The sequence below is a fragment of the Calothrix sp. NIES-3974 genome (genome assembly GCF_002368395.1).
GTDB lineage: Bacteria > Cyanobacteriota > Cyanobacteriia > Cyanobacteriales > Nostocaceae > NIES-3974.
This window is the reverse complement of the sequence record NZ_AP018254.1, coordinates 3,497,053-3,519,068: the sequence shown is the minus strand read 5'-3', so window position 1 is coordinate 3,519,068 and position 22,016 is coordinate 3,497,053. Positions and strand designations below refer to the sequence as shown.

Annotated in this window: 17 protein-coding genes and 1 pseudogene; 9 read left to right on the top strand and 9 right to left on the bottom strand. The window is 41.5% G+C overall.

Translation table 11 applies throughout. The annotated features are described in order from the left end of the window. Nucleotides 1-312: 312 nt before the first annotated feature. On the top strand, nt 313-636 hold the full coding sequence (locus tag CDC37_RS14210; RefSeq protein ID WP_096622600.1) for a hypothetical protein: 324 nt from the start codon (nt 313-315) through the stop codon (nt 634-636). 8 nt (nt 637-644) lie between these two features. Here the strand turns inward: CDC37_RS14210 and CDC37_RS14205 are convergent, their stop codons facing one another. Continuing rightward, nucleotides 645-1,541, bottom strand: a complete 897-nt coding sequence (locus CDC37_RS14205; protein ID WP_096622599.1) for a carbohydrate ABC transporter permease — start codon at nt 1,539-1,541, stop codon at nt 645-647. 515 nt (nt 1,542-2,056) lie between these two features. Between CDC37_RS14205 and CDC37_RS14200 the strand changes: the two genes are divergently transcribed. Further along, a complete protein-coding gene (locus CDC37_RS14200) occupies nt 2,057-3,649 on the top strand; it encodes an NAD(P)H-quinone oxidoreductase subunit 4 (protein WP_096622598.1) in 1,593 nt (530 codons plus the stop codon). 551 nt (nt 3,650-4,200) lie between these two features. On the opposite strand, the gene dnaK is transcribed toward CDC37_RS14200, so the two are convergent. Beyond that, nucleotides 4,201-6,162, bottom strand: a complete 1,962-nt coding sequence (gene dnaK / locus CDC37_RS14195; protein WP_096622597.1) for a molecular chaperone DnaK — start codon at nt 6,160-6,162, stop codon at nt 4,201-4,203. 352 nt (nt 6,163-6,514) lie between these two features. After that, the gene (gene grpE, locus CDC37_RS14190) at nt 6,515-7,180 is read right to left on the bottom strand and encodes a nucleotide exchange factor GrpE (protein ID WP_096622596.1); all 666 of its coding nucleotides are present in this window, start codon (nt 7,178-7,180) and stop codon (nt 6,515-6,517) included. 1,424 nt (nt 7,181-8,604) lie between these two features. Between grpE and CDC37_RS14185 the strand changes: the two genes are divergently transcribed. Together CDC37_RS14185 and CDC37_RS14180 are read left to right on the top strand one after the other, a co-directional pair. After that, nucleotides 8,605-8,958, top strand: coding sequence for an excinuclease ATPase subunit (locus CDC37_RS14185; protein WP_096622595.1), 354 nt, complete (start codon nt 8,605-8,607; stop codon nt 8,956-8,958). Nucleotides 8,959-9,198: 240 nt separating this feature from the next. Next, nucleotides 9,199-9,762, top strand: a complete 564-nt coding sequence (locus tag CDC37_RS14180; protein WP_096622594.1) for a response regulator — start codon at nt 9,199-9,201, stop codon at nt 9,760-9,762. Here the strand turns inward: CDC37_RS14180 and CDC37_RS14175 are convergent. Next, the gene (locus tag CDC37_RS14175; RefSeq protein ID WP_157780752.1) at nt 9,755-9,916 is read right to left on the bottom strand and encodes a hypothetical protein; all 162 of its coding nucleotides are present in this window, start codon (nt 9,914-9,916) and stop codon (nt 9,755-9,757) included. The genes CDC37_RS14180 and CDC37_RS14175 overlap by 8 nt on opposite strands. Before the next feature lie 222 nt (nt 9,917-10,138). Between CDC37_RS14175 and fabG the strand changes: the two genes are divergently transcribed. The 3 genes from fabG (at nt 10,139) to CDC37_RS14160 (ending at nt 15,115) form a co-directional block, all read left to right on the top strand. Continuing rightward, nucleotides 10,139-10,834, top strand: coding sequence for a 3-oxoacyl-ACP reductase FabG (gene fabG / locus CDC37_RS14170; RefSeq protein WP_096622592.1), 696 nt, complete (start codon nt 10,139-10,141; stop codon nt 10,832-10,834). A gap of 711 nt (nt 10,835-11,545) precedes the next feature. Further along, complete coding sequence (locus CDC37_RS14165; RefSeq protein ID WP_096622591.1) at nt 11,546-13,903, top strand: adenylate/guanylate cyclase domain-containing protein; 2,358 nt, start codon at nt 11,546-11,548, stop codon at nt 13,901-13,903. A gap of 975 nt (nt 13,904-14,878) precedes the next feature. After that, complete coding sequence (locus CDC37_RS14160) at nt 14,879-15,115, top strand: DUF4327 family protein (protein WP_096622590.1); 237 nt, start codon at nt 14,879-14,881, stop codon at nt 15,113-15,115. Nucleotides 15,116-15,642: 527 nt separating this feature from the next. Here CDC37_RS14160 and CDC37_RS14155 read toward each other — a convergent pair. Next, complete coding sequence (locus CDC37_RS14155; RefSeq protein ID WP_096622589.1) at nt 15,643-15,909, bottom strand: NUDIX domain-containing protein; 267 nt, start codon at nt 15,907-15,909, stop codon at nt 15,643-15,645. Nucleotides 15,910-16,338: 429 nt separating this feature from the next. Here CDC37_RS14155 and CDC37_RS14150 point away from each other — a divergent pair, with 429 nt between their 5' ends. Further along, entirely contained in the window at nt 16,339-16,839 is a 501-nt protein-coding gene (locus CDC37_RS14150) for a hypothetical protein (protein ID WP_096622588.1), read from the top strand. A gap of 4 nt (nt 16,840-16,843) precedes the next feature. Here CDC37_RS14150 and CDC37_RS14145 read toward each other — a convergent pair. From CDC37_RS14145 to CDC37_RS14135, 3 genes and pseudogenes are all read right to left on the bottom strand, one after another. After that, nucleotides 16,844-17,478: pseudogene (locus tag CDC37_RS14145) on the bottom strand (IS5 family transposase); the annotation flags it as partial. Nucleotides 17,479-17,793: 315 nt separating this feature from the next. Next, complete coding sequence (locus CDC37_RS14140) at nt 17,794-18,120, bottom strand: hypothetical protein (protein WP_096622587.1); 327 nt, start codon at nt 18,118-18,120, stop codon at nt 17,794-17,796. A 427-nt stretch (nt 18,121-18,547) separates the two neighbouring features. Then, nucleotides 18,548-19,507: an orange carotenoid-binding protein gene (locus tag CDC37_RS14135; protein WP_096622586.1), complete on the bottom strand. Its 960-nt coding sequence runs from the start codon at nt 19,505-19,507 to the stop codon at nt 18,548-18,550. A gap of 758 nt (nt 19,508-20,265) precedes the next feature. Here CDC37_RS14135 and CDC37_RS14130 point away from each other — a divergent pair. Beyond that, complete coding sequence (locus tag CDC37_RS14130) at nt 20,266-20,838, top strand: pyridoxamine 5'-phosphate oxidase family protein (RefSeq protein WP_096622585.1); 573 nt, start codon at nt 20,266-20,268, stop codon at nt 20,836-20,838. A gap of 94 nt (nt 20,839-20,932) precedes the next feature. Here CDC37_RS14130 and CDC37_RS14125 read toward each other — a convergent pair whose 3' ends face one another. Beyond that, a complete protein-coding gene (locus tag CDC37_RS14125) occupies nt 20,933-21,913 on the bottom strand; it encodes an N-acetylglucosamine kinase (RefSeq protein WP_096622584.1) in 981 nt (326 codons plus the stop codon). Between the last annotated feature and the right edge of the window lie 103 nt (nt 21,914-22,016).

Sequence of the window (22,016 nt, the reverse complement as noted above, 5' to 3'; positions counted from 1 at the left end):
AAGATTGCCAGATTGGCAACATGAGGGATAGGAACCCAGTATTTACTACTAAGTAGATGTACTTCTTTTCTAGAAACTCCTGGAAAAAATCAGTAATTAGTTATCAAAACTACACCGAATATATACCCATTAATCTTAAGATATTATGAAAATTTAACCATGACACCATTATGTCAATGGTATTTATAACTAAACTACTACTTTTGGATGATGCCATCCTACAGCATTAAGGAATAAGACTGAACTACTTGGTAAATAAGTTGTTAAAGATACATAATTTTTCACAAAATTTTCCAAAACTTAGAAAAAATCATGATTTCTGCTAAATCGGATCAAACGGGTCAATCTCCCAATTCTCTAATACAGATGAATAATCCGGGAAATTCCCCAGACAATTTAAAAATCACCTTCAAAATGATTGCCGCACTAGTGATGTTGATTAGTGCGCACTTGGTGTTACCGAGACTAGCTGATTTGACGGTCAACTTACAAATCCGCAAGGAGTATACCCGTCAGATGCTTGAAGTCAGTCACGAAGAAGTAATTACTCCAGGAGAGCAAAAACCTTTATCAGATAAATACGAACCACCTAACTTTGGCGCACCGGACAGTAATCGCGGAAGTGGGACACGCTGACAGTTAATCTAATCCATTGTCCGACGCTGAATTAGGGTAGCCACAATGATAATTGCCGCCAATAAAAATGCGATCGCGGAACCATATCCCAGTTGCAGATGGCGGAATACGGCTTGATATATCAGTAATACCACTGTTAACGTCGCATTATTTGGACCACCCGTACCCCCAGAAAAGATATAGGATTGGTCAAATAACTGAAATGTGCCAATAATTCCCATCGCCACTACAAAAAATGTCACCGGACGTAACATGGGAACTGTCAAGTAGATAAATTTTTGCCATTCATTGGCTCCATCTAAAGTCGCTGCTTCGTACAGGGATTTGGGGATATCCTGCAATGCAGCTAAATAAATCACCATGAAAAACGGTGCTGTTGACCAAATATTCATCAACATAATTGCCTTCAGAGCGACCCCTGGGTCTCCCAACCAATTGTAGGTAGGTAAATGCAACCACGCCAAAAAATTGTTTAATAAACCATTGGTATTGTAAATCCACATAAAGATTAGCGTTAACACCGCCGAGGATGTAACAGTCGGGAGAAAATATAAAATTCGCCAAGCGTTCTTACCCCGAATCCCCGAATTCAAGGTGACAGCTAAAATCAACGCCAATACAGTTTGGCTAGGAACAACAATCACCACATATTCAATTGTATTTCTCAAAGCAATCCAAACCCGCTCATCGGTGATTAAGTGGGAGAAATTGCGCAAACCGATGAAATGATACTCAATTTCCCCTAGAAGTCTCACCCGATGGAAGGAAAGAAAGACTGCATAGAGAATCGGTAAAATTACGAAAATACCGAGAACTGCGATCGCAGGAGCCAAAAATAAATAGGCTGCTAAATTTTCACTCAGATACCACTTAGCAGAATTTTGTCGTCTGTTAAAGTTAATCACATTTTTTCCTTTCCCACCCGATCTAAACCAGACTGGAGGGTGACTGCCACCAACTATCTTGATTGATGACTATATATAGATTTTACACCTCAAACCACCACTCTAATTTTCCTGCCAATTTCCGAATTTAGAATAATACTAAATATAGGAGTGGGCACTTACATCATTTGAATTCTCCTCTCTACACACAATCCCATCCACCTCCTCAGCCCATCAGTTGAATTAAGGGGGAAAGGCTTAATATCTCATCCTTTTGTAGACTCTATCTGCTAAAACCTACTGGTGAATTAGTATATTTATTCATCCAAAATATAAATAAATGTAAAAATAATCCAGTGCTTACTTCCATCGCCGACCTATTTTTGGCTTAAAATCAGGGGTTTGGGGAGCGTGTCAATAAGCATTTATTCCTTTTTTTTCAAAAAAGCTCTGACTAGGGATATATTCTGTTTACAAAACCACACATTACTTAATATAATGTAAACAAAGATGAACTTATAAAACGATTGTCAGTGATGAATGGTATAGAGTTTCCGTGGCTGAGTGCCATAATTGGCTTGCCCCTAATGGCAGCCCTTGCGATTCCCCTGCTTCCCGACAAAGATGGAAAAACAGTGCGGTGGTACACCTTGGGAATTGCGATCGCGGATTTTGCCTTAATGATTATTGGCTTTTGGCAAAACTACGACTTCCAAAATTCAGGGATGCAGTTAGTCGAAAGCTATTCTTGGATTCCCCAAATCGGTTTAAACTGGTCAGTTGGTATTGATGGCTTATCCATGCCATTAGTTTTACTAACTGGTTTAATTAATACCCTGGCAATCTTCGCGGCTTGGCAAGTGAAAAACAAGCCGCGATTGTTTTATGCTTTGATGTTAATGATGTACAGTGCCCAAATCGGGGTATTTACCGCTCAAGATATGTTGTTATTTTTCTTGATGTGGGAAATCGAATTGGTGCCTGTATATTTACTGATATCAATTTGGGGTAGTGCAAAACGTCGGTATGCAGCAACTAAATTTATCATTTACACTGCCGCAGCTTCGATTTTCATCTTAGTTGCAGGTTTGACAATGGCATTCTCCGGCGATACCTTTACCTTTGACATGGTAGCCTTGGGAATGAAACAGTATCCCCAATTAATAGAACTTGTAGTATACACAGGCTTTTTAATCGCCTACGGCGTAAAACTCTCAGTCTTTCCCTTCCACACCTGGCTTCCCGACGCACATGGCGAAGCACCAGCAGCTGGCTCGATGATTTTAGCGGGTGTACTCTTAAAAATGGGTGGCTATGGTTTAATTCGCTTCAACATCGAAATGCTACCCAATGCCCATGTATACTTTGCTCCAGTCCTAGCAATACTTGGTGTTGTCAATATTATTTACGGTGCGTGTTGCGCCTTCGCCCAAAGGAACCTGAAACGTCGTTTGGCGTACTCTTCCATCGCCCACATGGGATTTGTTCTAGTTGGTATTGCTTCCTACACTGAACTAGGAATGAGCGGTGCAGTCCTGCAAATGTTGTCCCACGGTTTAATTGCAGCTGCCCTATTCTTCCTATCCGGTGTCACCTACGAACGTACCCACACCTTGATGATGGACAAAATGGGTGGAATGGCAAAAGTTATGCCTCGCACCTTTGCACTGTTCACCGCAGGTTCAATGGCTTCCCTCGCATTACCGGGGATGAGCGGTTTTGTCGGCGAGTTAATGGTATTCCTGGGTATCGCCACCAGCGATGTTTACAGTTCCAGTTTCAAGGTTGTGGTTGTACTCTTAAGTGCGGTTGGTGTAATTTTAACCCCCATTTACCTACTTTCAATGTTGCGGGAAGTCTTCTACGGACAGCAAAGCCAAGAATTACACCTAGATGCGGTTGTTGCTGACATCAAACCCCGTGAATTATTTATCACCGCCTGTTTCCTATTACCCATCATTGGTATTGGCTTGTATCCGAAAATTGCCACCCAAGTCTATGATGTGAAAACAGTAGAAGTTGCAGCCCATGCACGGGAAGCCTTACCAGTAGTTGCCAAGCAACAGCCTAGCAGTATGTACGCCCAAGTATTTTCTGCACCCACCATCGCTGAAGCTATTTCTCAGTAATCACTCACAATTGAATTCAGTAAATTAGCGTTAGAAAGTTAAATCAAGATTGGGGTGGTTGATAAATCACCCCATAATTTTTTGCCGGAAATTATGTAGGGCTTGCTGCTTGTAAGTCAATACGCTTGGTGTTAAGGATAACTGTAGGTTAGGCTGAGGCTTTACGTAGACTGTTGATTTTGTGGAAATTTACCCATAAGTTCACACAGTTTTTGTGATTATCTCGTCCCGATGCTCCGCGTGGGGACGCATTCCACGAGGGCTACTGCCTTAACCTACCCAATAATCAGGCTTTTAAGTCTATAAGTATAACTGAACTTTGTTGCGATATATCGCATCTCCCTCCCGAAATCTACAAATTAAAACAAATGGAGACGTTGCTGAATTTGGGTATGAATTATAATTATTTACATTTTGTATTCAAACCACAATAGTAGAGACGTAGCAATGCTACGTCTCTACACAACGTAAATTTTCAATTCATATTTGTATTCAGCAGCCCCCAAATTGAAGATTTTGAAATTACAAATCCCCTATCAACAGCTTCAGAATTAATCAATTTCCTCGTAATCATCTAGGATGCTGCTATCTTCATCAAAATCAAAGTTAAATTGGGGAGTAAATCCCTCTTCAGCTACAGCACTACCAGTATCGGCAACAGCAGAACCACTGGTAATTTCCACTACTTCCCCTGGTTCTCCACTGGCACGATTGTACACCTCTGCGCCAATAGCAAACAGTGCTTGCTGGAAATCATCTAAACGCTGTTTAAAATCAGCCACAGACACATCTGTTTGCTCCATTACTGCTTGTAAGCCAGCAAACTTCTCGGCGGCTAGGGTTTTCATGGCTTCCCCAATTAAATCACCGTTATCCTTGAGGGTGGATGCGTAGCTGGCACAAAGATTATCAGCTTGATTTTTCAAGCCAACCAATTCCATCCGTTTCCTGTCCTCTTCGGCGAACATTTCCGCCTCTTGGCGCATCCGTTCAACTTCGCTGCTACTTAATCCACCCGTATTAGTGATGCGGATACTTTGTTCCCGTCCAGTACCCTTATCTTGGGCAGAAACTTTCAATATACCGTTGACATCCATCTCAAAGGAAACTTCGATTTGGGGTACACCACGGGATGCGGGGGGGATACCAGTGAGCAAAAATTTACCTAGACTCTTATTATCCCGTGCCATTGCGCGTTCACCTTGGAGGACATGGATTTCCACCGAGGTTTGTCCGTCCACCGCAGTGGAAAATATCTGGGATTTACTGGTGGGAATGGTGGTATTGCGTTCAATAATCTTAGTAAAGACTTCACCCAGTGTTTCAATTCCCAAGGACAGAGGTGTTACATCCAAAAGTAATAGATTATCCACCTCTCCACCTAAAACCCCGGCTTGAATCGCCGCACCTAGAGCCACCGCTTCATCGGGGTTAATAGAGCGGTCAGGGGTTTTACCACCAAAAAACTTGACTAGGGCATTTTGAACGGCGGGAATACGAGTAGAACCACCCACAAGGATAATTTTATCAATATCTTCCGGTTTGAGCTCCGCATCCTTAAGGGCTTGAATCATTGGTTCAATGGTGGCCGCAATCAGCTTTGCTGATAATTCTTCAAACTTCGCGCGGCTTAATTCCATCTCTAAATGCTTTGGTCCAGTTTCATCGGCGGTGATAAATGGTAAATTAATCGAAGTCGTTACCATTGTTGAGAGTTCAATTTTGGCTTTTTCCGCAGCTTCCCGTAAGCGTTGTAAAGCCATTTTATCCTCAGCCAGGTTAATCTTTTCTTGCTGTTGAAAAGCGGTAATCATCCACTCAACGATGACGTTATCAAAATCATCACCACCGAGTTGGTTATTCCCACAGGTGGCTTTCACCTCAAAGACACCATCACCCAATTGGAGTATGGAAACATCAAAGGTACCTCCCCCCAAATCAAATACTAAAATTAACTGCTCTTCATCTTGCTTATCTAAACCAAAAGCCAAAGCCGCAGCCGTTGGTTCATTAATAATCCGCAGAACCTCCAAACCCGCAATTGTCCCAGCATCCTTAGTTGCTTGACGTTGAGCATCGGTAAAATAGGCAGGTACGGTAATTACCGCTTGCGTCACCGTTTCCCCCAGAAAACTTTCCGCATCCTGTTTCAGCTTTTGTAAAACCATTGCCGAAACTTCTTGGGGAGTATAATTTTTACCACGAATTTGCACATCAACAGTATCATCACGACCCTTGATACACTGATAGGGAACACGCGATCGCTCGGTTTCCGTGTCTTCCCAACGCCGACCAATAAAGCGTTTGATACTATAAATCGTATTTTCCGCATTCGTCACCGCTTGACGCTTGGCCAACTGTCCCACCAAGCGCTCACCACCTTTGCCAAAACCGACAATACTGGGGGTTGTCCTTCCTCCCTCCGAGTTCGCAATCACAATCGGTTGTCCACCCTCTAAAACAGCGACGCAACTGTTGGTAGTGCCTAAATCAATTCCAATAACTTTTCCCATAGGTATCGTTTCATATACTGAATTTTATTGACATGAAGCAGTGCGGCATAAACCACGACTTCAGTTTGTCGATGTTTCATCGGTGTCACTGACCAAGAGCGACAAACCGATTGAAACTTACTAAAAACTAATTAAGTTCAGCAGATACTTTTAGGGCAGATATCGCGCCATACCAATCACATTCGCTTTGTCGGATGGTGGATACAAGTTGGAATCAGACCAGAGAAATTATGTATTTATCTATACATAAATAAGTGACCACAGGGGCTAACCGCCTGTGGTGAGAAATACTGAATTCGTGCAACACAGGCGATACCCGTAAATTTCGAGTCAGTGCTGCTCAGAGGTTGAATTACTCCCCCTGGGTGGAAACAGAATCCTGTGCTTGGGGAGAAGCATCTTCCTTCGGTGCTGCAACTTTGACCATCGCATGACGTAAAACGCGATCGCCTAAAAAGTATCCGCGCACTAACTCTTCTAACACTGTTCCCTCCGGATATTCATCCGTAGGTTCGCGCATAACTGCTTCATGGAAATTCGGATCGAATGGTTGTCCCTCTGGTCGCATTGGCGACACACCAATCCGTTTTAAACAATCCACCAGTTGTTTGTAAACACTTTGATAACTTTTGTGGATGTTCATTTCCCCATCATTTTGGGGTTTAATTTGGGCACGAGCTCGTTCAAAGTTATCAATCACTGGCAATAGTTCAGTAATTGTATTGCGTTTGACCTGACCATCAAGTTCTTCTTTTTCTTTCTGAGTACGTTTGCGATAATTTTCAAAGTCCGCAGCAATACGCATGTACTGAGTCTGTCGTTCTTCTAGTTGCAGCTTTAAGCTGTCGATTTGCTGGGTCAATTGGGCTACGACAACAGCATCGCCTGTTTCCATTTGGTTGTCAGGTGATTGATTTTCCTGGTTGGCATTGTTGATATCATCAGCCGAATTTACCGTTTCGGTTACTTGTTCTTGTGAGGAATTGATATTGATTGGCTCTGGGGAGTCGCTATTCATCGTCTTTGTTGTTTCTCCTTAAATTGCTAATTTTTCGGATTAATGTCGGTTGTTAGCAATACCAGCATCTTTCCATGTGAGCTTGTAGTCCAGAGTAGTTTACACCCTCTTTGGCATGAAAGTTGATTTGCTACCGATAATAATTGATGGAAGCAAACCCGATCGACACACCCTGGTGTTTGTGCCAAAAACATTGAATATGACACCGTTTTCTATTGTGACAAATACCGTACTCATTGACATATAACCGCAAGGACGGCTTACCGTAGAAGTTTAGTCGATATTTTGCCCCATGAATCAACCTATGGGATTTTGGATTTTAGATTTTCGATTTTAAAATGCTGAAACTGTAATCCCGAACTAGTACAAGTCGGCGGAAATCGCCTACCATTCCCCTAGCTCCCATGCTCCGCGTGGGAGCAGAATCTGCGAGGCTCCAGCCTCGTGAACCAAGGCGGTAGCCCTCATTTACTGGGTGACCACGCAGAGCATAGTCACCAGATAAAATGCTGAAACTGTAATCCCGAACTAGTACAAGTCGGCGGAAATACGCCTACCATTCCCCTAGCTCCCATGCTCCGCGTGGGAGCAGAATCTGCGAGGCTCCAGCCTCGTGAACCAAGGCGGTAGCCCTCATTTACTGGGTGACCACGCAGAGCATAGTCACCAGATAAAATGCTGAAACTGTAATCCCGAACTAGTACAAGTCGGCGGAAATACGCCTACCATTCCCCTAGCTCCCATGCTCCGCGTGGGAGCAGAATCTGCGAGGCTCCAGCCTCGTGAACCAAGGCGGTAGCCCTCATTTACTGGGTGACCACGCAGAGCATAGTCACCAGATAAAATGCTGAAACTGTAATCCCGAACTAGTACAAGTCGGCGGAAATACGCCTACCATTCCCCTAGCTCCCATGCTCCGCGTGGGAGCAGAATCTGCGAGGCTCCAGCCTCGTGAACCAAGGCGGTAGCCCTCATTTACTGGGTGACCACGCAGAGCATAGTCACCAGATAAATGGTCTGGATATTTCCACCAACCCGAACTAGTGGTCTATCGTATTAATTAATTTTGATGGGTAAGAAAAAGTTCTTAGTAGCCCTAGTCTACGACAACCCTGCGGCTATAGCGCATTTAAAGTAAAGCTTTTTCGACCCTATAGCTACAGACCACTAGCCTTATATGTAGCGAACTGGGTAAGTAGGTAGGTGCCATTAAACATAAAACCGCAACATAACCAATCATTCGGCGTACAGACGCGATATATCGCGTCTGTCCCTACTCCCTCTGTATCAAGCTAAAATTTTAGATATTGTTGGATGGGTGACTGTTTGCAGTTGATAGAATCCTGTTTACTGGGGATGGGGTCGAGCGATAAATCCGCAATGTTTGCTCAAAATCGATCGTTCTCTAATCACCAGCGAAAATTATGCCTGCAAGTGAATCTGATCCGAATCAGTCTGACCAATCGGCAATCACTGATTTAACCAAGCTCAAACCTGTACATTTTGCCGATTTAATTCGCACAGCCCAATTAGTATACAATCCTGCTTCCTGCGCTTCTGGAATTGATGTTCAAGTCGATTGGCAGGCATTTGGTATGTCTTTCGTTGTGGAAGAAAATCTCCGAACTCTGGGTGCAGAGTACCGCTATGAAATGCCGAATATCCCCCCGGAAGAGATTTGGGGTAAGCTGCTACCGGAAACCAGAATTTGGTTTGTAGAAAATCGCGAACAACTGTGGAAGTTTGAAGAATATTTTCCTGCCTTGGATGAGGATTGACCGATGGAGTAACTACCATTATTACTTGCTTCTCACGTAATAACACATACGTATTTTTGCCCTTGCCATCCCTTGGCGATTCATTAAACTTATACACATATACACTTAAACCAGCATCTACCAAATCTTTACTTTTCCAAGAATTTACTATCCCCCCATAGCTGTAAATTTTGGGTATAGTGGGATGACTCCATCGCCTTAAATTTTTTCAACCTAAAGTATCTGTTAGAGCAAGTAGTCGTGGCAAGTAACAAAATTCTAGTTATTGATGATACTACAGTTGTCAGGGTCAAAGTACGCGAGATGCTACCCCCTGGGAACTTCCAAGTTTTAGAAGCAAAGGATGGGCTAGAAGGGCTAAATTTGATTCGTCAAGAAAAATTTAGCCTGATTATGCTTGACTTTCTCCTACCGAAGATGAGCGGATGGGAGGTTTTTCAGCAAATTCAAGCTCAATCTGATTTGCGTAAAACTCCCTTGGTAATTATGTCGGGACGCAAAGAAGAGGTGACGGAAAAGATTTCTGAACCCTTTGAATATTTTGAGTTTCTCGGCAAACCTTTTGATCAAAAGCAATTAATTAGCGCCATTAAGTCGGCAATGGCGAAGGCTAAATTACCCCGTCAAGAAACTACGCAAATACATGCGTATCAACCTCAGCCAAATACAGGTGCTGCTGCGGGAAATTCTGGTGGTGAGATTCAAGCTTTGAATGAGAAAATTGCCAAAATGCAGGCCGAAATCGATACTCTCAAAAAGCAACTTACTCAAGTAGTCACCTTTATTAAACAAAAAGTTAAATAATTGCCGCAAATTTCCTGATGTTTGCTGGAGGAGAAAAAGCCTGCTGGAGTGGGCTTTTTTGTTTTTCTGATGAATTTGATAGGGTTGCTCTAATTAGGGTCTGCTGTTTGTGTGCAAGCACGCTAGCTGCCAAAGTATTGTATGTGGGTTCCATCTTTCCATCTATGTTGTAGTTGTACTCTTTTTTCCAATTGGTATCTATAATTAGGCACAAAGCACTAAAGCCCACGTTATATTACATGGTTGGACTCCAGCGTGAGCATCAGCCAAATACGCACAAAATTACTGTAACTAGGGCTACTCCCGACTCCCGACTCCCGACTCCCATTTATGCTGCGATAATGGTTCTAGCGAGTGTATCTACGGTAGGGCAATAATGAAGAATCAGCATGTTTTGTTAACAGGTGGTGTTGGTGGACTCGGTTTAGGAGTGACACCTGCTGTGTTAGAAAAAGGTGGCCACATAACGATTCCCTATGTTAATTATCAACAGGTTGAACGTCTTAAGGGTTATGTAAATCCGGCTGATTTCGCGAGAATTCGATTTGTGACAGCGAATCTCAGCGATGAGGTGGTGGTTGCAAGGTTGATTGATGAAATGCCACGGGTTGATGTGTTGATTCATCTGGTGGGTGGGTTTTCAATGGGTAAAACCGATTCCTATAGCTTTGATGCGTGGAAGGCAGATTTTGAGCTAAATTTGCATACGACGTTTTTGTGCTGTAAACATGCTTTGCGACGAATGCGGGAAACTGGATACGGACGAATTGTAACGGTTGGTTCTCGTGGTGCGGTTGAACCTGTGGGACAATTGGCTGCGTATTGTGCTGCTAAAGCGGGGGTGGTAGCCTTAACCAAGGCGATCGCAGATGAAACTAAAGGGACTAATATCACTGCGAATGTGGTTCTTCCCAGCGTGATCGATACTCCTGCGAATCGGGAAGCAATGGGTAGTGCGGATGCTGATAAATGGGTCAAACCCCAATCTTTAGCTGAAGTTATCTGTTTTCTGGCTTCCCCTGCTGCTGGTGATATCCGGGGTGCTGCTATACCTGTATATGGTAGTGTTTAACTGCACACTAATTGGGGCTTGCACCACTCTTGCTGGCTACTTCGGCTAAAACTATTTTTTTCTCTCCCCAAATACTTGTTTATTTACCAGTTTTTTGAAAAAATATCTTCATTCTTCTTCAGTGGTGCATTTCCAAACTTTAATTTTAGGGTTATAACTTTTAAAACCTTTGTCAAAAGCTATACATTTTACAAAAATTAACAACACTTTTGATGCAAGCTGTCTCAGTATTTTCCGGTTGAATATCTCAAGGCTTGTCTATAATTTGCAAGTTTGAGTATTGAACAAGAGAATCAAAGCTGAAACTATCTTGTTTAAATCGTGTTGACATTTGAATGTTAGCTTCCATTCATTAAGCATACTTTTCTTTGAGTGCCATATGATAATGGAATATTTAGGGAATTGGAAATATCAATTTGTATAGGTGGGTGAGTGTAAAAAAATTCTTATTTTGTCTTTCAGTATAGGGGAACGACCTTTGGGGAAAATCCCTTGTATTTATCCTACTTTCAGCAGTTGATAATAGCTTTTGAAAGCCTATAACCGACTTTTAAGCACAAAATAAATGTTTTCCGTCCGGACAAGCTTGAATAGTGAAAGAAACTAGCAATTGTGACGGTTTGAGAAAATTCTTCTTTGTGTGTTCCACCATTGATTGTAACCAGGCGGATGTATCTAAGTTAATCAGCGCTAAGTCAATCACCTTTCGCAATGAAATATCAGGTACTCGACCAAATTTTTAACAAGCGGAATACACCACGGAAAATTGAGCAATTGTGGATTAATCAGCAATTGCTAATTACTAATTTTTCGGAACAAGTTCAGCGTTTTGCTGATAATCCGGAAGAAATCGCAATTGGAAAGGATATTCGCCTCGGATTTCCGGAATTAGTTGGTGCAGAAGATATTTTATCCCACTTATGGAGTGGGGAAGAGGAGTTATTTTCCTTAGAATGTATTACCCGTAGTCGGGAAAATCAACCGAATTTATATATTGATATTTATGCTTTTGTGGAAGATAATCCCACTACAGATGAAAGGAAATTAGCAATTTTAATTATTGATGTCACTGAGAGGGTATTTGTCTCCCAGCAATTTAAGCAACGCATTAACGAAGCCAAACTATCATCAAGTATGTTGGTGGCATATAAAAATTATATGGATCAGGTGCTGGCTTCGATTGCGGATGCTTTAATTGTGACTAATAAAGCGGGAGAAATTAAGCGAATCAATCGAGCAGCCATAGATTTATTTGGCTACGGAGAAGAGGAGTTAATTAATCAGCCCATTTCTCGGATTATTGATGAAAACCAAATTATCAAACAAGCTATTCAACAGCGAACTTTATTTGATAAATATTTTCGTAATTTTGAGGCTGTTTGTCGAACTAAAAATCAGGAGAAAATTTTGGTAGCATTTTCCTGTTCTTTAGTTCCAAAGAAAATAGCTGGAAATGAAGATATTGTTTATGTTGGACGTGATATTACTGCAAGGAAACTGCGACAACAACGAATAGCAACCCAATCAATTGTCACGAGAATTATTTCCGAATCAGCCCCTTTGAAAACATCGATTCCAGAGATTTTACGGGTGATTTGTCAAGGGTTAGATTGGGATATGGGGGAATTGTGGACAGCTAATCAATATATACCGATTCCGGGGAGAAAACAAGGAGTAAATCCGATTCTTCGCTGTGTGGAAATTTGGTCATCAAGAACCGTCAATGCACGCAATTTTAAATCGATTACTTGGCAAACTATGTATACCCCAGGAATCGGGATACCGGGAAGAATTTGGTTAATGGACACACCTTTATGGGTGAGGGATGTTCGGGAAGAAGAGGATAATTCCTCAGTGCGATCGCAAGTTGCTTTGTCAACGGGTTTACATGCTGCCTTTGGTTTTCCGATTTCGGATGAGAAGCAGATGTTTGGGGTAATGGTGTTTTGGAGTCGGGAAGTCCAAGCTCCGGATGCAGATTTGTTACAAATGATGGTATCGGTTGGTAGTCAAATTGCCGAATTTATTAAACGTAAACATTACGAAGAAGCTTTATTTGCCAGCGAACAAAGGTATCGCGACTTATTTGAAAATGCCAATGATTTAATTCAAGCTATTGATGTATATGGCAAGTTCTTATATGTCAATAAAGCTTGGTATGACACAATGGGTTATAACCAGGCAGAAGTGGCAAAAATGAATATGTTTGATATTATCCATCCAGACTATCTACAACAAAGTCGGCAAATTTTCTATCGGGTCATGTCCGGTGAAAAAATTGATATGGCAGAAACGGCTTTTGTCACCAAAGATGGTAAAAAAATTATTTTAGAAGGTAATATTAATTGTCAATTTGTTGACGGGAAACCCACTGTAACTAGAGGTATTTTTCGAGATATTACCCATCGCATTGAAGCGGAAATTGCCCTGCGTCAACAACAACAACAAACGGAGAAACTACTTTTAAATATACTTCCCGAACCCATTGCCAATCGTCTGAAAACCCAACCCGGAAATATTGCCGAAAATTTCGCAGAAGTATCTGTTCTGTTCGCGGATATCGTGGGATTTACGGAAATATCCTCCCAACTCAGCGCCATTCAACTTGTGAATTTATTAAATCAAATTTTTTCCGCCTTTGACCGCCTATGTGACCGATATCAACTGGAAAAAATCAAAACCATTGGTGATGCTTACATGGTGGTCGGAGGTCTACCAACCCGTCGTCATGACCATGCGATCGCGATCGCGAATATGGCTATTGATATGCTGGAGGAAATTAACCATTTTAATCATGAAAATAATCTCAATTTCCGCATTCGGATTGGCATCCATTCTGGTGCGGTGGTTGCGGGGGTAATTGGAATTAAAAAGTTTACCTATGACCTATGGGGTGATACGGTTAATATTGCTAGTAGAATGGAGTCTCACGGCATCGTGGGGAAAATACATGTATCTGAAGATACGTTTAATCTCCTCAAGGAACAATTTGTATTGGAAAAACGCGGTGATATTCAGGTAAAAGGTAAAGGTTCAATGACGACCTATATTTTATTGGGACGGAAATAGTCAGGGTTATAAATTCACCTAAATCAGACAAAATATACAAATTCAAGCTTAAGACAAACTAATTCGAGAAAGTTGCTTGGGAACTGAATTTCCCAAACAATAGCCACAAATCTATTTCGATGCCAGCTACCTTGAGTGTATTTGGCTGCAAGCCGTTGCTAGCTTTTCTACTTGTATCAGTAAATCATATAAAGTACATACATCTTCGTTAACTGTGGATAATCTCAATAAAAATTAATATTTTGTTGTTGTATGTATAAATCAATAAAGTATTACATCTATTAATCAAAAATCCTAATTAGTCTCATTCTTGAGTGCGATCGCAATTGATCCCGGTTTTCCCAAAGCGGGATCGTCGGGGATCATGTTTTTGATTAAGGATTTGTTAAAAACAAGTAAACAGTGGTGCTAATTGATGTATGTTAGCCTCTAGATGAGGAGGCCTAAAAACTCAAAAGTAAAGTCTGCAAATAGGAGCATTGTTGAGATTCGGTTTTTGCTGTCATAATACGTGCAGAAATCAAAATTATCGAATACGGTGTGGTCTATGTAATAAAAATTAGTCAGCAAAATCTGGCAGTTCTTTGAAAGTAATGTACTGGCGACCAAGAGGTTGTTTTACTTTCCGCAAAATCGTTGATTGGATAGAGTAATTTCATACTTACTGTAGCCAAGGTTCAGCTGACATTGATGGAGTCAAGATTAATTTCGTGATGTTGTATCTGTATGCTCGCAATTCAAAGCCTTGATATGTCTCTGTTTCGGCATCACACTTCATATTTTTGTTATGAAAGCTTGATTTTTTTAACATATCTTTAGATAATTTGAGGATATATAACGCCAAAATGAAAATAGTTTAGTATACCAAACTACAAAATCCAGCCACAAATCTATTTTTGTCAAATTTTCGTCAAAATGTTTGTTTCCAGCAAAAACTGGGAACACTATTTACGTGTAACTTCGTGAGAGATACAAATGAGTGTAAATACGGTGTCAACTACTAGCTACTATTCTCTGGATGTAATTCAGGATGAAGCGCGTCGATTGGTGCAGAAGGGATTATTGAGCCGACAGCAGCCAATATATACACTTTGCCAATTTATACCCGCTCGCGAGTGGGTTTGTGTGGAGTATGAGTTAGAAAAGAGCGACTTTCTGTTGCGCGATCGCATTGCTGATTTGATCGGTCGTGAACAGTGGAACAACGATTAAAGTTAAAGACCTAGGCAACCTCACATGAATGATATTACTTGCTTGGCGGAAATAAATCAGTTGCATTTGAAACATTCAGTGGCAATCAACTAAATTATTTCTGAATGTCGAGGTATATTTATTTAGTCGTTGAGATCATGGTCTCTTGGGGTGCAGAGGTAGAAAATGGGTTGTTAGTAAGTAATAGAAACCTTGCCTTGTGATTTCACCACGTTCATCCCATCATCTACACCCCTAATGGCAACACGACAGGTTGATAGCTTTGAAAGTCGCACAAACCCCGTGATACTCAAGCTGCTGACAAATGCGGACAGGAGCATCAAGCAACATGGCTGCATCACAAACTCACAAATATTGATTTTGATAAGCAAAAAAGTAAGCAAAGCGGAGCGGTTTATCAATTAAACGGCTCCGTTTTACCAACAATTAGCCAGGGTGGGCAAATTATATATTACTTCCTTTGGGTTTGACCAAGTGGTCACACCCCCCATTTATCATCAAGGCAAACTGCATCCAAGGAAGGAATCCTATCTACCACTTTCTCGCCGTTGGATGGCCGCAATAATCTCTATATTAGCTTCAGGAAAAGTAAAATTATTTAGTTCTTCTGGTTTGACCCACCGTAACTGTTCACACTCGATTGGTTGGGGTATACCTTCCCGATGGTGACAGTAATGAACGGTTAACGTCACCTGTAAATCTGTATATGTATGGTCAACGGTGATTAGATGTTCACCAACATCCACTTTGATTCCTAACTCTTCTTGGATTTCCCGTTGAATGCAATGAATCAAGAGGGTTTGTTGGTAACTTGCTGAGAATAACTCACTTTAATTTCGGTAGAGTCGAAAATATCATCAAGATTTTGTAAATGAATGGTGGCGAGATTTGCGGAATTATCCCAAGCCGTAATCTTATCAACCATTAAAAACTGGAAAAGCGATCGCAGAATTATTTGACTTAGTTGCAGATACCTCAATTACCAAGTTATGCAGCAAGGAGTTAGTTCAAATACTAATGGGTACCTACCCTGTATTTCTCACGAGTGAGTAATAAGCGTTGACTAACGGGTTAATTTTCCTACTACTCCCAACTCCCTGTAAGTTTTAGGGGTTTGCAAAAAATCCGGATTACATGCTTTGAAACTTTTGTTTCCCCAGTATTCGTGAGTAAATTACGACTACCGACTTGTCCATAATACTTTAGATTAATTGGAGGGTATTATGTCATTCTCAAAAAATTCTGTCATTAGTTTGGTAAGTTTTTCTGCTACTGCTGTATTGGCCATAAATCCAGTTTTAGCCCAAACTGTCAACCAAGAAATTAATGGTAGGGCCATTGGTCCAGAAACCTTCGTCAACGGAAGAAACTTGACAATCAATCCAACTGGTACTTTAAACCAATTAATAAATTGTGAAGCCAGAAACGACAATATACCATTAGATCCTCGTTGCGATGCCAGCAACATAGCAATTTATGGTTCTCCCAGAAAAATCCATCCATCCCGACCACCCCACCAAGGTAATCATGGTAGTCACGGTGGTCATAGCTATCCGATTCCGAACATCAACCAAAATATCAAACATGGTGGCACAAATACCAATGTGATTGCCCCAGCGAATTCCAGTTCCAGGTCTAATTCCCACTCTAGTTCCGACTCCTCCAGCACTAGCAATTCCAACGTCGAAATTAGGGATAGCGGTAAGAGACCATTTATAAAGTAAATCTTTAGGAGGTTAAACGACGCAGCATAATGGGAGTCATAACAGCATATATAGCAGCCTCACTCATTTCAGGAAGATATTCATAATCTTTGCTTCAGCGACGATACTGGTTAAACCAAGCAAATGTTCTTTCTACTAGCCAACGTTTGGGTAAAACCTCAAATTGTTTTTCTTTGCGGTGCATTACCTCAACTTGAGCTGGAATCATTAACCAAACTGCCAAGCCAAACTTGTCACCATCGTAGCCAGAGTCAACCCCCATGACTTCAACTTTTTCCAATAATTCTGGACGTTCCTCGGCAAGTTCCATCAAGGCATAGGCCGCAAGAACCCTCTCTCCAGCATTTCCTTCGCTGACGATGACTTTGAGTCACAGACCAAGACTATCAACTATTGTTTGGCGTTTTCTTCCTTTAGTTAGTTTGCCACCATCAAAGCTGTACACATCCCCCTTTTTTCAGTCGTTTTTACCGACTGGCTATCCGCTGCGATCGCACTTGGCTGTGCCAAACGACCCATTTTCTCTCTTAAGCGATCGCGCAATGTATGATTTAATTCTTCCCAAATCCCACGTTTTTGCCATTTTCGGTAATAGCTGTAAACAGTTGAGCTTGGGGGAAATTCCCCCGGAAGCATATCTCTACTCCCTATCCCCCGCAAGTGTTAGGGATTTATGAGAAATCCGGAAGAATTAGTTTGATTAGTTTGGTTACTGCATTACCAAATGGTCGCAAGGAAACTGGAATGCAGTATCAATCGAGAAAGTATTTTTTCTGCCGAATCATTTAAACTTAAACAAAAAAATTAACTCACCTATACTTGACACAGACAATGGGTGAGCTTATTGGTTGAGATCATTAATCCTTGAAGGTCAACAGTCATCAGTCAACTGTCAACAAATCACAAGATAAATAATCTCAGCCTACAAAGAAGATAACCAATTGACAAAGACCACTACATTCGCGACAAAGCAGCTATTTTTTTGAGCTTATCGGTTGCTAACCCTTCCAATTCCTCCAGTTGTAGCCAGCCTTCCTGAACTAAACGCGCAAACACAAATACTAACATCGAATACCTGTAATCATACTTCCCATCGATTTCGTGTCTTCTGGCACTCAGGTAGTCGTGCAAATTCCAAATCTGCTCTAACTGTTTAATTGCACCCGCTTGAGAACTAATTTCCTCAATCAAAGCACTAGTTTCCCTGGCATAAGCCTTGTCAAATGCCTTCCTGGCAATGGTTTTCTCGATTTCAGTCCATTCTATACTTGTCGCTTGCATGTCAAATGTCAAATCAGTAAATCACAAATTTTATAGAACTAACATACTACGCAATTTAACTACAAACCCGCTTCCTCATCTTGACTTTCTCCTAGAGAAAACTCTAGAAGGGAAGTATCACACTTATGCATTAGACAACCCTGAGCAGTAGTAACATTACCCTCACATACCTGTATTTATCACAAGTGAGGATAAATAAGTGTTGAGTAACGGGTTGACTTTCCCACTACTCCCCTACAGACGTAATTTGTGTGTGAGAAATTGGAGGTATGGGTAGTCAAAATGAAATTGCGCATTAAGTTATATTATTCACTCTATCAGATTTCGTTATTCAGACCAACAAAAAGAGCGCTAAAATCCTAGCGCTCGGTGCAAAATGTTAATTTTATTCACTTTAATTTACACTTCTTTAATTAAACTCCCCATATTAACGAGCTAAATTCAATAACTCCTTGGGAGAAGCCAGCAAGTCAATGGCGACGAAAAAGATTTTTCCTTCAGGATTTAACAAAAATCTCCAAGCCATATTCATCCCTACGGCAGCACCAAACCAGGGTGTTTGGACTTTACCAGTGACTTTGATTTGAGTAAAGTCATCTTCGGCTGGTTCAATCACACCACGTTCCGGCATTAATTTGAGATTTTGACACTCTTCACGCAGGAAACGCAACACTGCATCACGACCGACAATCGGTCTTTGGAAGGGAGGTTGTAAAGCGCCGTCTGGAGTAAACAATTCAATTAAAGCATCGAAGTCGTTAGCATTCATGTTGTTCATGTAGCTCAACACGGTTGGATTCTCAACCCCTTCGATTTTCACTTGAGTCCGTTCGGAAATCTCTTTCGGAACAACAACAGGTTCACTAATCCGTTTGTAATCACCCATTTTGTTGGGGTCGTAACCCATATCTACCACGGCGTTACGCAAAACAGTGATTTGTTGTCCTGATTCTAAATTTCTAATCGCTTGTAAAACTGCGGCTGCATTGGCAGATAATTGATAACCTTGGGGAATGGGGGCTACGATACCCTCTTCCATCCATTTTCCTAATTGATACCAAAAGCCTAGTTTGATATTAGCAGACCATGAAGCGTAGGTACGACAAATCGGTGTATCTGCCCGGTTTGCAAGGTCGCACATTACCTGTGACTGTTGAGCAAAGCTCATTTGCTTGATTTCATTCATTGTGGCTTCTGCAAACTGCATGTTTGCAGCACCAGGTGCAGCGATGGTGATAGTTTTGCCCATTTCTAAATAAGCAAACCAAATTAATGCCAATTGGTCTTCAGCACTTAATTGCGCATATCTGGCGATTGTTGCAGGTACTGCATCTGCGCTCAGGGTATTAGGAAATATATTCCGGGCTGTATCAATGGTAAATGGCATAGTCTCGGTTTTACCTGTATTAGGGTTTGCAACTAATAAGTTAATTTGAAATTCACAGCTACTGGAAAATTGTGCCGCTCAATACTTAAACTATCACAATATGTAACGAAATGTAAATAATTATTTACAATGCAGTTGATAAGTTATACTTTCCTGACAGAATCGGGTGTCAGAGTCGTGGAACTGTAAACGATATAACAATGCAACGCAAAAATGACCCCTCATTACTGGATTAATCGCAAATCCCTGAGAATTGCAGAAAATAGGAAGTAGTGGCTCTAACCCTAAAAAGCGTTAATAATATAAAGGCGTTAAAGCGCTACTACGTACCTTTATTTACTCATCAAGATGAATGCGATAGACCAGTAGCCGATATGTAATGCTTACACTAGAACGTATGAAATAGAGGCGATACTTCAGAGGAGTCATTACGCGATACTCCCTAGGAGTCGCTTTGCGATTCTATGATGTAACCTGAGTTCGGGATAAGAAATCCTCAAAACCCTTGATTTTTCTTTGTTTAGTTTGAAGCTCTGTTTTAAACTCTTCTCAACAAGACATATTATTAATTATTAAGATTGGTCTTATTTGTGACCCTTATTGACAAAAGAGTCGTAATTTAATTACTTGTCTTACTACTTAGAGTTTTTCCCAATCCTTACAGAATAGGCTTTTTAGCTTCTGGCTTAACCCGAACTCAGGTATGATGTAATGTTGACATGGGGGCTACTCCCTGCTCCCTATTTACAAGCGAGATTATGGCTAAGGTTTTTGACTCGATTACTCCGGATTTGGCAAAGTTTATTCAGGAGCAAAAGCTGTTTTTTGTAGCCACTGCACCCCTAAGTCCAGATACCCATATTAATTTGTCACCGAAAGGATTTGATACTTTTCGGATAATTTCGCCTCAAAAAGTGGGATATTTAGATTTAACTGGGAGTGGGAATGAAACTTCTGCCCATTTACAGGAAAATGGGCGTATTACCTTGATGTTTTGCGCGTTTCAAGGAACACCGCTAATTTTAAGGTTGTATGGGAAGGGTCACGTCATTCTGCCAAATACACCTGCATGGGGTGAATATTCGTCCTTGTTTCCCGATTTACCGGGAACTCGACAGATTATTATTGCTGATATTCATCGGGTACAAACATCTTGTGGTTTTGGTGTACCGTTATATGAGTATCAACAACAACGTCAAGCTCTAGTAGAGTGGGCGGAGAAAAAAGGGGAAACTGGAATTAAACAATATCACCAGCAAAAAAATATGACCAGTATCGATGGTTTAGCTACTCCCCTAAGTCAATTTGTCGGTGAGGAAGATGGAAATTGATCACATTTGCATTTGGGGGAAATCTGGAAAAATTGCAGGGAGTAGAGACGACCGTCGGGTCGTCTATAATTCTATATGAGGTATCTGGGTCTATCTAAATACCCAATGCGAGTAGGGCTGCACCGTAGGCGGGTTCATTTTGGGGTAAAATGACGTTAACATGGGGAAACTGGGATTGGAGTTGGGAAATAAAGTGGGGACGTAGTTGGGATTTTCCTTTCCAAACGCTACCAGTTGTCACCACGGGTATTTGATGTTGAACACTGGAAACATCTGTAAAGAGGCAATTAATCACCGTCCCTGTTGCTAAAACCAACTCGGCAACACTGTTTTCAATAATTTGTTGGGCTACCGGGTCTCCTGTGGCTGCCAACTGGTCTACAATTGGGGCTAAACTGGCAATTTCCTTGACACCCCATCCCTGACGGTAAATTACACGAACTAAATCTTCCATTGTTGTCAGGTGTAGATGGTTTTGGAAAGCTGCTAATAAGGCAGTTTGTTCACCGCGACCATCATAGCTTTTGATCACAGCTTGCAAAGCCGCGATCGCAATGTGATAGGCACTTCCCTCATCACCCAATAAATAACCCCAACCACCGACCCGTTTCGTTTCTCCCCGTCCATTGCGACCAAAGGTAATTGAACCCGTACCCGCAGCTACCACCACACCAACATCATGACCAATTCCCCCCACCAAGCTAATTAACCCGTCGTGGGTGATGAGTAATCCTTCGGGAGTTGGGGATGCGATCGCAATATTTTTGGCGGACAAAAAGTTTTTTAGTTCTGGTGATTGTAGGGAATCTAGAAACCGGGTTCGCAACAAATCCACATCGTCCGGACGACCCATCCCCGCTAAACCCAGACAAATCCCCCCAATTTGTATATTTTCAACATCCGTCAAGGATGCACAAATTGCTCCATGAATTGCCCTTAAGGTAGCATCAATACCGATACTTTGGTAATTAGCACCACCGGACACACCCCGACCAAGGATTTCTCTTTGCTGATTGACTAACACACAAACGGTTTTGCTTGCACCACCGTCAATACCGATTACATGAAGTGTCATCTCATTTTGGTTTTTAAAAACTTTTGGTGTTAATTCGTAATTTGTAATAGCCTACGGCAACGCTTCGCGTACGTAATACCGCTACGCGGGGAGCGAGCTACGT